The following is a 16,414-nucleotide window of genomic DNA, read 5'->3' on the forward strand; positions in this document are numbered from 1 at the left end:
ACGGGGCGAGAGCCCGCAAGGAGAATCATTATGAGCGTTGAGAACAAGCTTGATGCAACCGTCCGCGAGAACTTCGGCAAGGGCGCAGCGCGCAAGCTCCGCGCTATTGGCAAGACCCCCGCAGTCGTCTACGGCCACGGCACCGACCCGAAGCACGTCACCGTTGAGACCCACCCGCTGAGCCTCATCGTTCGCTTCGCGAACCCGCTCGTCGAGATCACGCTCGATGGCAAGCAGGAGCTCGTACTCGTCAAGGACGTGCAGAAGGATCCGGTACGCCAGATCATCGAGCACGTCGACATGCTCATCGTGAAGAAGGGCGAAAAGGTCGAGGTCGAGGTCCCGATCCACGTGACCGGCGAGTCCTTCTCGGGCACCACCGCGATCCAGGAGCTCAACACGCTCCGCCTGCTCGTTCCCGCAACCGCGATTCCCGAGTCGGTTGAGGTCAGCGTTGAAGGCGCCGTTGAGGGCACCCAGTTCGTCGCTGGCGATCTCGTGCTCCCCAAGGGCGCAGAGCTCATCGATGAGGACACCCACATGGTCGTTCAGGTCGTCGTGCCGCGCGGCAGCGCAGCTGACGAAGAGGCCGCAGAGGGCGACGCTCCTGCTGCTGAGTAACCAGTAACGGTTGAAGAAACCCGCCGGGCGTGCAACCGCCCGGCGGGTTTCTTTGCGTGTAACGAGAGGGCGAGTTCCGCCGAGAGCTATTTCGGTGCGTGAACTCGACAATCACCCCTAGGCTTAAGGGGTGTTTTGGCGGCGAACGAAGAAGGACGAAGAGACCGTGGCGAGTGACAACTGGCTGGTCGTGGGACTCGGCAACCCAGGCCCGAAGTATGAGGCAACCAGGCACAACGTCGGGCAGATGGCGCTTGACGTGCTGGCGACCCGAATGAGTGCGAAGTTTTCGCCCCACAAAACAAACTCCCGTGTCGCCGAGGGACGGCTTGTTCCGGGCGGCCCGAAGCTGATCCTTGCGAAGTCAAACGGCTTTATGAACACCTCGGGCGGGCCAGTGTCGGCGCTCGCGAAGTACTTCGGGGTCGATCCCGAGCGGGTTATCGTGCTGCACGACGAGCTTGACCTGCCGTTCGACTCGCTCAAGCTCAAGCAGGGCGGCGGGCACGGCGGCCACAACGGTCTGCGCGATATCGCGAAGGCGCTCGGCACCCCTGAGTTTCTGCGGGTGCGGATCGGGATCGGGCGGCCGCCTGGCCAGCAGGATCCCGCCGATTTTGTCTTGAAGCCCTTCGCCTCCGCGGAGCGCGACACGCTCGCGGTGCTCCTCGAAGACGCCGCCGATGCGAGCGAGATGCTCGTGACGGACGGCCTCACAGCGACGCAGCAGCGCTTCCACGGAGGATCGCGGTGAGCCTGAAAGGGCTCGACGGCCTCCTGCAGGCGGCACCGTCGTTCGCGCGTGCGCTCGACGCCGCCCCCGTCGACTCCGAGTTTTCGGTCGCAGACGGACTGCGCGCCCCCCTCATCGCCGGCCTCATTCGCAGGCGGCGCGAGGGCGGCGACCGCGGTGCCTACCTGCTCATCGCGGCGACGAGCCGTGAGGCTGACGCGATCCGCCAGGCCGTCGCCTCGCTCATTCCCGAAGCCCGCACCACGGAGTTCCCCGCGTGGGAGACCCTGCCGCACGAGCGGCTGAGCCCGAGCGCCGAGACCGTTGGCCGCCGGGCGGAAGCGCTGCGGATGCTGCGCGACTACAGCGAGAACTCGGCGCAGTCGGAGGCGGGACCGCTCGTGGTCGTCGCGTCGGTGCGCGCGGCGCTGCAGCCGGTGTCGCCGCACGCTGCGCATGCTGAGCCCGTCGTGCTGCGCGCCGGGGCGGAGCCGCAGATCGGTGACGGCAGCCACGGCCTCGAAGCGCTCTCGCGCAGGCTCGTTGAGCTCGCCTACACCCGAGTCGACATGGTGACGAGGCGTGGCGAGTTCGCCGTGCGCGGCGGGATCCTCGACGTCTTCCCGCCCGCTGCTGAGCAGGCGATGCGCGTCGACTTCTTCGGCGACGAGGTCGACCAGATTCGCCGCTTCTCGGTGTCCGACCAGCGCAGCGCCGGCGACCCCGTCGAAACGCTTGAGCTGTGGCCGGCACGCGAGCTGCTGCTCACCGACGACGTGCGGCTGCGCGCCGCCGAGCTGCTGCCGCAGTTCCCTGCGCTGTCGACGATGCTCGAGAAGATGAGCGAGGGCATCGCGGTCGAGGGCATGGAGAGCCTGCTGCCGCAGCTCGTCGACGGGCTCGCGCCGCTCACCAGCCTGCTGCCCGAGGGCGGCGCGGTGCTCGTGGTGTCGCCCGAGCGCATCGCTGGCCGCGCGGTGAGCCTCGCCGACACCAATCGCGAGTTCCTTGAGGCGGCCTGGCACGCCGCGACTGCCGGTGCCGATGCGCCGGTGCCCACCGGCAACAGCGGAATGCTCACTGTTGCAGAACTCCGTCGCGCCTCCCGGCTTCGCCCGTGGTGGAGCATGACCGGCTTCGTGCGCGACGCCGGCGACGAGCCCGCCACCCTGGAGGGGGAGGAGCCACGCGGCCTGACCGTGATTGACGGCGTCGACGACGCAATCGTCACGGTGCACGGCGGCGCGGTGCGCCGCAACGCGGGCGACGGCGACGCGACCGCGCAGGCGCTCGTGCACCTGAGTCAGCGCGTGAGCGACGGTTGGCGAGCGGTCGTGACCGCTCAGGGCGCGGGGCTCGTGGAGCGCGCCCGCGACCTGCTCGCCGAGGCCGGGGCTGCCGCACGCATCGTCGACGAACTGCCTGAGACGCTCGAGGCGGGCGTCATCTACCTCGCGACGGGGATCGCCTGGCAGGGCTTCGAGAGCGAAGAAGCGAAGCTGCTGCTCGAAACCGAGACCGAGTTCTTCGGTCGCACGGTCACGTCACAGGGCCAGACCGGGCAGAAGTTGGCCCGTCGCCGCGGCAAGAACGTCGTCGACCCGCTCAAGCTCGTCGCGGGCGATCACGTCGTGCACGAGACGCACGGCATCGGCCAGTTCGTCGAGCTCACGCAGCGCATGGTGCCCACGGGCGTCGGCCGCGACGCGACAAAGGCGCTGCGCGAGTACCTCGTCATCGAGTACGCGTCGACGAAGCGCGGCATGCCGCGCGACAAGCTGTACGTGCCCACCGACCAGCTCGACCAGCTCTCACGCTACGTTGGTGGCGAGGCGCCGCCGCTGTCGAAGATGGGCGGCAGCGACTGGTCGACGGCGAAGAAGAAGGCCCGCAAGGCCGTTCGCGACATCGCCGTCGAACTCGTGAAGCTCTACTCGGCGCGTATGGCCTCGCCCGGGCACGCGTTCTCCGACGACACCCCGTGGCAGCGCGAACTCGAGGAGGCGTTCCCGTACGCCGAGACCCTCGATCAGCTCACCACGATCGACGAGGTGAAGCGCGACATGGAGCGCCCGGTGCCGATGGATCGGCTGCTCGCCGGCGATGTCGGCTTCGGCAAGACTGAGGTCGCGATTCGCGCCGCGTTCAAGGCGGTGCAAGACGGCAAGCAGGTCGCGATGCTCGTGCCGACGACGCTGCTCGCGAACCAGCACTTCGAAACGTTCCAGAACCGCTTCGCGGGCTTCCCCGTGCAGCTGCGCGCGCTCAGCCGCTTCCAGACCGACAAGGAAGCGAAGGAGACCATCGAGGGCCTCGCCGCCGGCACCGTCGACGTCGTCATCGGCACGCACCGCCTCCTCGCCGACAGCGTGATCTACAAAGATCTGGGACTGCTCATCATCGACGAGGAGCAGCGCTTCGGTGTCGAGCACAAGGACAAGCTCAAGGCGCTGAAGACCGGCGTCGACATCCTCGCGATGAGCGCGACGCCGATCCCGCGCACCCTCGAGATGGCGGTGACCGGCATCCGCGAGATGTCGACGCTCGCGACGCCGCCTGAGGATCGCCACCCGATCCTCACCTTCGTCGGCCCCCGGAGCGACCGGCAGATCTCGGCCGCTATTCGCCGCGAGCTGCTGCGCGAGGGGCAGGTGTTCTTCGTGCACAACCGAGTGAGCTCGATTGGGCGCACCGCAGCGAAAATCGCGGAGCTCGTGCCCGAGGCGCGCGTCGCCGTCGCGCACGGCAAGCTTTCCGAGCACCAGCTTGAGCAGGTCGTGCAGGACTTCTGGGAGCGCAAGTTTGACGTGCTTGTCTCGACGACGATCATTGAGACAGGCCTCGATATCGCGAACGCGAACACGATCATCATCGACCAGGCCGACAAGTACGGTCTGAGTCAGCTGCACCAGCTCCGCGGCCGCGTGGGCCGCAGCCGCGAGCGCGCATACGCGTACTTCCTGTACGACGCCGAGAAGCCGCTCACCGAGCACGCGAACGAGCGGCTTGAGACACTCGCCGCGAACAATGAGCTCGGCTCGGGCATGCAGGTCGCGTTGAAGGATCTCGAGCTGCGAGGTGCCGGCAACCTGCTCGGCGGCGAACAGTCGGGCCACATCGCGGGCGTCGGCTTCGACCTGTACCTGCGCATGATCGGCGAGGCCGTCAGCACGTTTAAGGGTGAGGACGTGCAGACAAACACCGAGCTCATCCTCGAGCTGCCGGTCGACGCGCACATTCCCGAGGAGTACGTGGAGAGCGAGCGACTGCGCCTCGAGGCGTACCAGAAGTTCTCGGCCGCTTCGCACCCGCAGGCACCCGCGGAGAACGTCTCGCTCGTGCTCGAAGAACTCACCGACCGCTACGGGGAGCCGCCCGCCGAGGTGTTGCGCCTCGCTGGCGTCTCCTCGCTGCGCCGCCGTGCCTCGCTGCTCGGCCTGACAAAGGTCGTGGCGCTCGGCCCGACGCTGCGCATGGAGCCGGTCACCCTGCTCGATTCCCGCCGGATGCGGATGAATCGCATGTACCCGGGCGGCAAATACACGGAGACGACGAAGACGCTGCAGATCCCGCTGCCAGGCGGCACGGCCTCGGCGCGCAGCCCGCTCGCGGGCGTCGGCCAGCGGTCGACCCCGGAAGACGGCGATATCGTCGCGTGGACGTCGAACGTGATCGCGGCGCTGCTCGAAACCGAGCCGGCGCCGGTGTCCGGCACCGAGTAGCCCACCACGCCCCTGGGCCGGTCTGGGCCTCACCGGAGTGGCGCGGCGCGTTCGCTCGCGTGTTCTGATATTCCGCGAAGCCTCCGGAACTCGTCAGGAATGTCCGAATCGGAACACCTAAATCGCCGCTGATCTGGGAAAAGATCTTTGAGGGTGCCTCAGTCGTTCAGGGTTGACAGGGCGAACAGGCGCTTCCTACGCTGACGATAAGCGCTCGGTCCTCGAGCAATTATTTGGGCCGATCGGAGGCGATGGTGCGTGTACTACGAGCTCGCTTGAACCGTGCCTTCGGGGTCGTCGTGCTCGTCGTGCTGACCCTGCTGCTTCTGCAGTGGGCGGTCGGCGCGGGCACCCACGCGCAGGCCGCGAGCACCCAGGCACTGACCGGCACCGCCGCCGCGCGCTCGAGTGCCGCGGCCGAGACCCCCGCGCCCGCCGCGGCCGCCCGGGAGTGCGGCACCGGCGTGAACGCGCAGCCCGAGCGCCGCCGACAGGTGAACCTCGTGATCGACGACTCGGGCTCCATGTTCTTCGACGGCACCACCGCCCTTGACCGCTGGTCGAACGCCAAATACTCGCTCGAAGTATTCGCGGCCATGATGGGGGAGGACGACACCCTCAACGTGTACCGCATGAGCGACTTCGGGGCGGGCGCGACAGCGGGCCCGCTGGTGTCCATGCGCGGCGGTGAGCCCGCGAGCGATCGCGTCGCCAAGATCCACGCGATCCAGCTGCAGGGTGGCGGAACACCGTACGCCCCGGTGCCGGTCGCCGCCGCCGATCTCGCGCTGGGAAGCGCCCCCGACAAATGGCTCGTCATTCTGTCCGACGGCGAGTTCAACGACCGCGCGACCGCGGAGGTGCAGTCCGACCTCACACGCTTCGCCGCCGAGGGCACGGCGAACGGTTCGCGGCTGCAGGTCGCTTTCCTCGCGATCGGCCCTGACGCGCCGACGCTCACCAACGACCCGGCAGCGGGCGTCTTCTTCGAAGCGGCCCCGCAGACCGCCGAGCTGCTCGGCAAGATGACCGCGTTCTCAAACATGATCTTCGCGAGGACGCTGCTGCCGCAGTCCTCGCCCGGGCAGCTCAACCCAGACGTCGACCTCGACCAGGTGCTCGTGTTTGCGCAGGGCGCGGACGTGAAGATCGGCGCGCTCACCACCGCGGGAACCGCGCTGCAACCGGAATCTCGGGTGCAGGTGTCGTGGGTGAAGAACCAGGATGCGCTCGTCGATGGCGCGAAGGTGCCCGCGGTTCCGAACGAGGCGCTGCGCGGCACGCTGGCGAGCTTCGTCGACGTTCCCGCCGGCACGAGCGTTGTCGATATTCAGGGCGCGCAGACCGTCGACGTGTTCTATTCGCCGCACGTTGCCTTCGGCATCGAACTCACCGACGCAGAGGGCGCGCGCGTCGACGCCGAGAAGATCGTGGGCGGCGAGTACACCGTGAACTTCGGCTTCATGAACGCCGACTGCGAGTTCATCGAGTCCGACCTGTTCGGCGATGTGGAGTTCTCGGCGGAGGTGATCCAGAACGGCGAACTTGTTGCGGAGTCGTTCGCCCCGGGCGATGTGATCACGCTGCAGCGCGGGGACGCGCAGTTCGCGGTGAAGGCCCGCTACCTCGAGGGGAAGACCTCAGAAGCGGTCATCGACCTCCACGTGCTGCGCCCCGCCAAGCCCACCGCGTTTCGCTCCGAGCCGACGAGCTTCGCCGTGAGCAAGCTCCCCGAGCTGCAGGCCCCCGAGGGCGCGCTGCGGCTGCACTACGCGATCAACGAAAACGGCACCACGACCGAGTTCGGCACCGAGGAGTGGGCGTCGTTCTCCGCAGACTCCTTCACAGTGACGTCGACGGAGCCGGGCCTCGACTTCGAGATCTCGGTCGGGGAGGAGCCCGGCGCGGTGTTCCTCGTGCCGCGCGCTCCGGGCGGCGACATCTATGAGGCTGCCACCGGCGAGATTCCCGTGTCGATCGAGGCGTCCCACGTCTACGACGAACAGCTCAACGAATCGCAGTACGACACAACGCTCACGATCACCGACGACATTTCGTTCTGGGATCGCGCCGTCGACTGGTTCGCGAAAACCGGCTGGAAGTGGCTCCTCGCCCTCATCGTGCTCATCTGGGTGCTCGGGTACGTATTCCGCAGGAGGCTGCCGAAGAAGATGCGCCAGCGGCCGCTCGTCGACTACCGGCCGAAGGCACTCGGCGGCAGGCGCGCGCAGTTCGACGCGAAGTTCGAGCGCAACCGCGGCGGCCTCCTCATCCCGTACGCGCCCGAGACCGGCACCATCAAACCGCCGTCTGCGATGCGCGGGATGCCCGCGCTGAAGATTAAGGCGGTCGGCGGCGGCCGCTTCGACGTCACGAACTGGAAGAGTGTCGCCGCGAACGGGAGGGTCTCCTTCGACGGCGAGCAACTCACCAAGGAGACGACAAAGGTGCGCTCGCTCCGCGGCAGCAGCGTCGTCACGGTTGCGAGCCCCGAGGGCAGCTACGACATGCAGCTCAACCAGACGAGGAGCCCGGGACGCAAATGATTCACGATCCAGACTTTCCGCAGTACCCACTCACTTTCCCAGTTTCAGCAGTATCCGTTGGAAGGACCATCCCATGCCCATAGCACCCACACTCATCCTCGGCCTCGGCGGCACGGGATCCGCGATCGTCGAGCGTGTCCACGAAATGGTGAAGGAGTCGGAGACGGCGCAGTCTGACCGCATTGCGTTCGTCGCTTTCGATACCGACGGCGGAGACCTCGGCAGGATCCGGCAGCAGAGCCCCGAGATCTTCACGATCCAAACCTCGACGCGCAACACCGTGGGCGAGTACCTCGGCATTAACACGAACGCGCGCGACAACTGGTTCCCCGTGAACGAGCTGATGAATCGCAAGACCCTCACTGATGGCGCAGCGCAGGTGCGCGCGATCTCGCGGCTCGCCTTCGACACCACCCTGAAGGCCGGCAACCTCACCGCCCTGCACCGCGCGATCGAGCAGCTGTTTCGCATCGACAAGGACCAGGAGGAGCAGTCGCTGCGCGTGATCATCGCGAGCTCGCTCGCGGGCGGCACAGGATCGGGGATCCTGCTGTCGGTCGCAATGTACCTGTCGAACTACCTCAAGGCGAAGTTTCCGAAGGCGAAGGCGATCACGCGCGGCTTCTTCATTCAGCCAGACGTGTTCTACAAGGTCATTCCGGGCGCGGAGGAGCAGCAGAACCTCCAGGTGAACGCCTACGCCGCGGTGCGCGAGCTCGACGCGTTCCTCATGAAGGGTGACAACACCCTCGGCCCGCAGTACGCGGACCTGAAGTTCGAGTTTCCCCGCGTCGGTGCCGCGGGGGTCGAGGAGGTGAGCGGAATGCCGTACGACTTCTGCTTCCTGTTCGACGCGAACAACAAAGACGGTGGCAGCCTCGACTCCTTCGCCTCCTACCTCGACCACGCCGCGACGTGCATCTACACGCTGTCGATCGGACCGATGTCGAAGAAGTCGAACTCGCGTGAGGACAACGTGCTCCGCGAGGTCATCAAGAACGACGGCCGAAACCGCTACGCCGGAGCCGGGGCGTCCCGCCTCGTGTATCCGTGGCAGCACGTGCGCGACGTCACGGGGCTGCGCTGGGCGAACGAGGCGCTGTCGTCACAGTGGCTGCAGTTCGACGCGGCCTTCAAAGACATGCAGGCCGCGCACGCGAAGCAGCGTGACGCGGGCGTGCGGGTGCGCGACCTTGACCGCGGCGACACATTCATCAAGTCGATCGAGAGCGCGGCGAACGCGAAGGACCCCTTCGCCCGCGCCGTGCAGGAGCAGTGCCTCACCTTCGACGAGGAGCGCGTGAGCGTCACCGGCAACCAGTGGGAAACCTACATCGGAAACCTCAAGGCCTTTGTCGAGAACGAGGGCGTTGACTCCGCGAACGCCGATTCGGCGATGGAGATCAAGGGCAACATTCAGGGGCTCGACCAGGAGGTCGAAAACTCCCGCTACACCGCCCTGTTCGATGACCTCGAGCGGCACCTCCTGAAGGTCGAGCGGAACGCCGAAGAGCAGGCTGGCGTGCTCGGGTACACGCTGTTCAAGGCAGACAACGTCGCCGTAACGAAGCAGAAGGACGCCCACCGGCTCGAGACCTACCTCCGCGACCGCATCACTGGCACGTTCATCCATCCCGTCTCCGCTCGCTACTTCCTGTACCAGACGGCGCGCATGCTCGTGCTTGAGAAGACCCGGCTCGAGTCAGACATGGAGGCGAGCCGCAACTACTTCCGCGACTTCGAGGAGCAGCACTTCGACGATCCCGACACGGAAGAGGTCGAAGACGCCGACATGTTTGCGACCCGCCGGCTGTCCCTGAAGGAAAAGCTCACGAAGAAGCCCGGCAAGGAGAAGCGCGACATGGTCGAGGACTTCTACAAGTACCTCGCCAACACCGAGAAGTACGGCAACCAGATCGTCTACCGGGTCGTCCTCACCGACGCGATGGAGTACGTGGCGGGCCTCACCGAGGCCTTCGAACGCTTCTTCGTGTCGCTCGACGGCAACCTGAAGCGGCTCTCCACGAAGATCGAGCAGGAGCGCACGAAGTACGACGACCTCAACGGCTCGACCACGCGCTACGTCATGGCCTCCTCGGCATGTCTCGATAGCCTGTACGACACGATGACGTACCAGGGCAAGGTGTCGACGCTCGACTCGCAGCTGTCGGAAGACATCTACAACCGTGTGCGCGCGTACCACCTGCTCACCGACGAGAAAGACGAGGGCTTCTTCCGCGACCTGTACTCGCAGACGATCCTCGGGTACTTCTCGCGGGAGGTGATGGGCACCTACGGCGAGCAGATCAAGATGGACATCATCCAGTCGCTCGAGCGGGAGTACCGGGTGCTCAGTGGCGACTACGGGCTGGAGAACGCGAGCCACTACGTCGCCGACGAGATTGAGAAGGCGAAGCGCCTCGCTGCCCCGTTCATCGAGCAGCCCCTCGGTGAGGAGCGGCACCCGATCGTGGCTTGCGCCTACAACCCGGCGATCGAGGGCGACGCCGACCCGAAGCGCAAGAGCCTCATCTCTGAGTTGCTCGGCAACTACGGCGGCGAGCGCGACGCGGAGATCAGCCTCCACGAGATCCTCTTCTACAACGCGATCTACGGCATCCGCGCTCGCGACCTCTCGAAGTTCGCCCCCGAGCGGGTTGCCGCGACCGAGCACCGACCCGCGGGCGAGTACTTCTCGGCCTACTACAACCTCGTGTCCGGCATCCGCCCGACGGTGGGGGAGACGAAGGTGATCACGCCGCACGTCGATCGCCGCTGGCACTCCATCTCGGAGCTGCCGGATCTTGACGATTCGCATCAGGCGTCGATCCTCCTCGATATTCACCGCGCCTTCCTGCTCGGCCTCGCGTATCGGCGGATCGACTGGGCCGAGGCGGCAGCGGGCAGCAGCAACGTGTACCGCTTCGAGTCGGCGACGAGCCGCGACGAGGACTTCGTGGTCTCGAACGGTACCCCGTGTGACCAGTTCTACGAGGTTGTCGACGCGCTCACCATCAATCCGGTCGCGGTCGACGACATTCTCTCGGCTATTGCCAGGAAGAACGCGAAGGAGCGCGAGCACATGCGGCTCGAGACATTCGACGACAGCACCCTCGGGCGCACCGTCGCCGAGGGCCTCCGGCTCGACCAGTTGCGGCGTGAGTTCCCCGCGTTCCAGGGCCTCGACTTCTCGGTGTTCGATGTTGCTGCGTTCTACGCGCTGTCGACGCCGTCTGAGGAGTACATTGAGGAGCTGCAGTTCGCGATGACCACGAACTTCCTCACCGTGCTGCGCGCGGAGATCTGCGCGATCACAGATGTGGAGGATGCTCCAGCGAAGGTCGACGCGGTCGTGCGGTCGCAGTTCGAGCGTTTCGCGGAGAACATTCCCGTGTACCGCGGCGAGGCGGGCAAGTCGTTCACCAGGAAGCTGCGCACCATCGTGCGCGCGGTGAAGGCGTTTGCCGAGGAGTACGACATGTTCGAGCTCGCGACTCGGGCTGTCGCCGTTGACGACACCCTGCGCACCTCGAACTAGGCCTCCGTGTTCACGGTCATTCTGCTCAGCGCGAGCGCGCGGGCGATTTTTGAGCCGGTGCGAACCTATTTCGAGCCGTACATTGAGTCGGGCGAGATCGCGCTCTGCGCCTGGGACGAGTCGCCGCGTGCCAGGCACATGTACGAGGCGGTCCCCGGCCTGCCTGAGCTCATCAAGGGCAAGGCTGCCTGGCGGGCGGTGGTCATTGACCACCCCCGCGGGCTGCCCGCCCACGAGACCGGGGCGATTCGCGACGCCGAGAACCCCTTCGACTTTCTCGATAACCTCAATCCGAATCTCAACCTTGCTGACTCGCCCCACGCGTTGATTCGGATCGCCCACATCCTGCTCGGGTATCCGCAGCTCTCCGCGAAGCACTTCGAACCGTATCTGCAGTATGAAGATCGCGACACGGGTGAGCTCGTGACGGGGGAGCCGCGGGCGCTCGTCGCGCGCTTGAGCGCGCGGAAATCTGCGCAGGCTGCTGGGCCGGAGGCCGCGGTGGATCTGGATCGTGACCGCACGGAGGAGGAGTGGTTCGCGCTCGCGGCGATGTCGATCGGTGAGCGACACAATCACGTGCGCAGGTTCTTCCGTGAGGTGCCGTACAGCGACGCCGAACAGCGTGAGCACGCGAAACTCGTGAACCGCTACGCGATGAAGGAGGTGCGCCCCTCTGAGGTCGTGTTCGTCGCGACCCGCGCCCCGGTTGAGGAGGACGAGAAGGCGGAGCTGCGCAGGGCCTGGAGTTCGGAGCTTGCGCACGTTCCGTCGCGGTTTATTGAGCGCAACGACTATCCGCCGATGAGTCGCTTCGCGGTCTACGACCTGCTCGAGCCCGAGAACTCGGGTTACGAACAAGACCAGTTGCGGTTTTGGTTGAGCGTGCTCACCACCGCAACGAACCAGTTTCCGCCGGGCGGGTTCCAGGCAGATCGGGTGTACCAACTCGGCGTCGAGTTCGCCGACGAGGGGCTCGGGCACATGCTCAACGAGCACCTCTCGCAGCTCGCGCACGCGCGGGACCGACTCGACCGCATTATTCGCACGCTGCCGCGCGAGCCGGCCGCCGCCGACGACGTGCTGCAGACCGTCGAGACCCCGGTGGCGTTTGACGACTTCGGGGGCGACGAGCTGCAGGTGAGCGACAGCGGTTACGGCCTTGCGACCGATCATCCGGTCGACGAGTTCGGGCGGTGGGTGGGCGAGGTGAACGGCGTCTCAGGCCGAGCGGCGCTGTTCATGCGCAAGCCGCGCCGCGCCGTCGTGCGCGCGGTCGCTGATGCGCGCGCGATTGCCGTGGCCGTTCCCGAGCCGGAGGATCCACTCACCGAGCTCGGGCGCGAGGAGCTCGACGATGCGCTCGCGCAGCGGCTCGAGGGCCTCGTGGTGCCGACCACGGCGCGGATCCTGGACAAGGAGGGGATCCATCGCGCGATCCGCTCGGGGGATCGCGCGATGCGCGGCCACATCGAACAGCGGATGCCGCGCTCCACCATCGCGGCGGTCGCTCTACTCAGCCTCGGCGTCTGGCTTGCCGCGTTCGTGCCGTACCTGTTTCAGGCCGGTCGGCGCGGGCCGGAGCCACTACTGCACGGTGCCGGACTCGTGCTGCTCGTGCTCGGTGTTCTGGGTATCGCGGGCTTCGCGACCCTGTGGGCGATGAAGCTGCTCCTGCTGCGCCGGATCGATGGTTTCAACGCCGCGATCAGGGCCGAGGTGAACGTGGTGAAGAACGGGGCGGATCGCTTCGCGGAGTTCCTCTCGACCTTCGTGAGCTACCGCCGCGGTGCCGACCGCATCAGGGCCTCCGTGCTCACGAGCGACGCGCGCGCGGTGGCGTTGCGGCAGCAGCGGGCGCTTCGTGAGCGGATCGTGCGCCGGATCGATGAGGAGAAGGAGATCGTGCGCGGCCTGGGCGTGCCCCTGGAGATGCACGGGATCCCCGACGGGCTCTACACCTTCGACCCACTCACCGACGACCCGGACCGAGGGCTGTTCGGGTTTCCCACCGGTGAATCGCAGATTCCCTTCAACGACTCTGGAGACTTCATTTCCGCACCGTATGACTTCGTGACGAGGCTGACGCTGACCCGGCTGGTGCTGCAAGACACCCGGGCCCCCGAACCCGCGGAGGAGGCACTGTGACCGGCCTGTCTGGGCTGCAGGGCCTACTCTCGGCGTCGATCCTGCTCGGCGTTCTGCTGCTGCTGCGCACCGCGAACACGAAGCGGGAGCAGCGGCACCAGCAGTTCGTGATGCCCGTGATCGCGATCGGCTACGCGGTCGTCATCGCGGTCGTGTTCTACCGCTTCAACGCCTGGTTCGACCGGGTCCTTGCGGGGCTCTTCCAGCTCATTCCGTTTCTTGAGCGGCTCTACCAGACGCAGTGGCTCTACATCATCGAGAACGTCGCGGTCGTGCTGGTGTTTCTCGCGCTGAAGTTCGCCTACCGCCCCATCGCACACCGGCTGTTCTCGGGCGAACGCTTCCCTGGCAGCGCGGTCGTCGAACAGTTCTACGACTACGACGTCGCATCGGGCCGCTGGAACGTGAAGAACCGGCTGAGCCAGGTGCGGCTACTGCTGCAGGTGCTGTACTGGGTGAGCCTCCTCGTGACGCTCGTGCTGCTCTGGGCGATGAGCGCCTACCCGGCAGCCCCCGCGTTCACCGCGATCGCGTTCCCCGGCCTCGCCGTGCTCGTGCTCGGGGAGATCTGGTGGGCACTCGACGGACTCACCCGCGAGGAAGCTCGCGGCCAGCTCACTGGCGAAGACGACGCATCGCGCCGCATCGTCAACTACGCGGCCGTCCGCGAGGTGTTCAGGGAGACGTTTGCGGGCCGCGTGCTCGACGAAGGCGTCGACCTCGCAAACCCCTACTCGCTCGACTCCTACGCGGCGCTTGACGAACTCACGCACTCCGAGGAATACATCGAACAGCTCTTCGGGCGCTTCTTCAGCGAGGCGAAGCAGGCCGGGGCACAGATCGACGAGAACCTCGTGCACACCTCAATCGGGGTGCTCCGCGGGCGAAGCACCCTCATCAACACTCCGTTCTACGCCGACCTCGGCATGACGCTCGCGCTGCCGAGCTACATCCGACTGCTCAACGGCGGCAAGTGTCTGATCGTGCTCGGGCGTGACTCGGGGGCCGGCGAAATCTCTGACTGGTTTACTGCAGCCCTTGAGAGCATCACCGGGGTGCCGGGGCTCTGGAACGTGGGTACCCTCACGCCCGGCCGCGACGACGACCTCGACGTCGGAGTGCTCAGGCTCGCAGACCTCCACAACCTCGAGCTGCTCCGCGAACACGACGAGTTCTTCCGCGGGGTCGAGACGGTGCTGCTCATCGAACCCTCGCGCATCCTCGCGACCGGGCAACTCGGCCTGAGCGTCGTCGTCTCCCGGCTCGGCCGCGGAACAGCGCCCGTGTACGTCGCCATCGACCGCAACCACGACGGTCTCGTCGACGCGCTCTCGCACCTGCTCAAGGTGAACATCACCGACGTGATCGCCACCGGCCAGACCCTCGGCTCAAGTTCGGCGATGGTGTGGGACGCGAGCGGGCCGCAGCTCGCCGCGCAGATCATGCCGGGCGTCGCACGCTACCTGGGCGTCGGCACCGAGATCGCGGCGGTCGCACTGAAGTATCACGTCGCAGAGGTCGAGTGGGTGGGCGGCGACAAGTTTCCCGTCGTCGACATGTCGTGGATCGCAGGGCAGTACTACGGCAAGATCAACTCCTTCGCCGAGATGACGCTGTCGCAGCGCTCGCTCGACTCGGCGCTCAGACCGCGCGCGAACCCGCTCGGGCTCGAACGCGCCAAGCACCGCTTCCTGGTCGTCGAAGACGAACTCTCAAACGTCTACGAATCGATCCGCCTCTTCGCCTCACGCTCCACCGACAGCGGGTTCATCAACCTCATCAGCGAGGACTACCTGCTGCGTGACTACATGGTGCTGAACCGCGAGCTCTTCTCGGTCGACGCAAAGGCCATCCCGTCGATCGTGCCCGACTACGCGCGCACGAGGCGCAACACGGTGCTGCGGCTCATCGTGATGCTCTCGGCCTACGCGATCAGCGAATCCGTGCTGCTGCGCGAGCTCGAACTCGTCGGCTGCGTGCCCTCCGAACCCGATGAGAATAGCTCCGAGATGATCGAGGCCCCGGTGAGCGTGCTGCTGCGTGAACTCATCGACACCTACCTGGGGCTGTCCGGCGTGCGCATCGAACAAACCCCGGAGAGCGCCGCAGGGTACGGGGAGACCGCAGAGCGCAGCTTCCGCATCCCCGCCGGCACCGTGCTCGACCGGGTGCTCAACGAACTCGGCGCCGCCTACTTCCTTGTCGAGGACGAGGCGGAGGGGCGCGACTTCATCGGCGGCTGCCTCCACAACCACGTGCAGCAGACGCTGCTGCCGGGACAGTTCATCACGGTCGCCGGAAAATACTACGAGGTGCTCCGATTCGGCGCCGAGGGCCACGGGGCCGAGGTCGTGCTGCGGCGCGCGGCCGAACACATCACCGGGCGCCCCGCCTACCGGCAGCTGCGCAGCTTCAGCATTGACCGGTGCGAGCCAGCCGACGAATCCGCGCCGCGGCGAGCCGACAGCCAGATCGTGGCCGAGCGCCAACTCGTCTCGCTGCGCGTGCAGACGCACGGCTATCTCGAGCTCTCCGCGCGCTCACAGCTCGCTGACGCGCGGGTGGTCACGGTGCCGGATCTCGCCGAGCGAAGCTACATCGCGAAAGACGCACTGAAGATCGCGTTGCCCGGGAGCACTCCGTCCGTCCGCGGCACCATCGCCGTGCTGCTCAACGAGCTCTTCGTGAGCCTCTTCCCCGGCGGGCACCCCTTCGTGGTCGCGCTCGCCGCAGATCCCGAGCAGCACTTCGGCGAACTGCTCCCGGAGTTCCAGACCGTGGGCGACGAGGAAGCGATCTACATCGTGGAGGACAGCCTCGTCGATCTGGGGCTCAGCGTGGCCGTCGAACGCCACTGGCAGCGCATCTTTGGCATCGTCACGGACTATCTCGCCTGGCTGAACGAACCCGAGCCCGAAACCGCCGGGAGCGAACCGGCCCTGGTGATGTTCCCCGGGGACACCGCGGAGGATCTCGCCGAACGCGAGGCGCGCATCGCGGAGGCAGCTGAGCGCGGAGGCTACGAGAGGCCCCAGCGGCTCGGCTGGTGGGCGCGGCTCAAGCGGCGGGTCGCTGGCTGGTTCACGCGCACCGCCCCGGCGAGCGC

At 66.6% G+C, this 16,414-nt stretch carries 7 protein-coding genes; all 7 read left to right on the plus strand.

Translation table 11 applies throughout. The features are described from left to right. The first annotated feature begins 30 nt into the window (after positions 1 to 30). On the plus strand, positions 31 to 621 hold the full coding sequence (locus ACI1US_RS00075; RefSeq protein ID WP_416549797.1) for a 50S ribosomal protein L25/general stress protein Ctc: 591 nt from the start codon (positions 31 to 33) through the stop codon (positions 619 to 621). A 166-nt stretch (positions 622 to 787) separates the two neighbouring features. After that, positions 788 to 1,375 carry an aminoacyl-tRNA hydrolase gene (gene pth / locus ACI1US_RS00080; RefSeq protein ID WP_461637169.1) on the plus strand — a complete coding sequence of 196 codons (588 nt, stop codon included), beginning with the start codon at positions 788 to 790 and terminating at the stop codon, positions 1,373 to 1,375. Next, positions 1,372 to 5,076, plus strand: coding sequence for a transcription-repair coupling factor (mfd, locus tag ACI1US_RS00085; RefSeq protein WP_416549795.1), 3,705 nt, complete (start codon positions 1,372 to 1,374; stop codon positions 5,074 to 5,076). Before pth ends, mfd begins: the two co-directional genes overlap by 4 nt. Positions 5,077 to 5,351: 275 nt before the next feature. Beyond that, positions 5,352 to 7,622 carry a vWA domain-containing protein gene (locus tag ACI1US_RS00090; RefSeq protein WP_461637161.1) on the plus strand — a complete coding sequence of 757 codons (2,271 nt, stop codon included), beginning with the start codon at positions 5,352 to 5,354 and terminating at the stop codon, positions 7,620 to 7,622. A 73-nt stretch (positions 7,623 to 7,695) separates the two neighbouring features. After that, positions 7,696 to 11,160 (plus strand): tubulin-like doman-containing protein, encoded by a 3,465-nt coding sequence (locus ACI1US_RS00095; RefSeq protein ID WP_461637163.1) that lies wholly within the window; start codon positions 7,696 to 7,698, stop codon positions 11,158 to 11,160. A gap of 6 nt (positions 11,161 to 11,166) precedes the next feature. Continuing rightward, positions 11,167 to 13,308, plus strand: a complete 2,142-nt coding sequence (locus tag ACI1US_RS00100) for a hypothetical protein (RefSeq protein WP_461637165.1) — start codon at positions 11,167 to 11,169, stop codon at positions 13,306 to 13,308. Next, a partial coding sequence (locus ACI1US_RS00105; protein ID WP_461637167.1) for a hypothetical protein occupies positions 13,305 to 16,414 on the plus strand: 3,110 nt, incomplete at its 3' end. The genes ACI1US_RS00100 and ACI1US_RS00105, both read left to right, overlap by 4 nt.

This window comes from Leucobacter sp. BZR 635 (assembly GCF_048061935.2).
Lineage (GTDB): Bacteria > Actinomycetota > Actinomycetes > Actinomycetales > Microbacteriaceae > Leucobacter.

Bases quoted from the DNA above. Each gene is read 5' to 3' on its own strand.
- ACI1US_RS00075 (WP_416549797.1), top strand. From the start codon at position 31: ATGAGCGTTGAGAACAAGCTTGATGCAACCGTCCGCGAGAACTTCGGC.
- ACI1US_RS00095 (WP_461637163.1), top strand. From the start codon at position 7,696: ATGCCCATAGCACCCACACTCATCCTCGGCCTCGGCGGCACGGGATCC.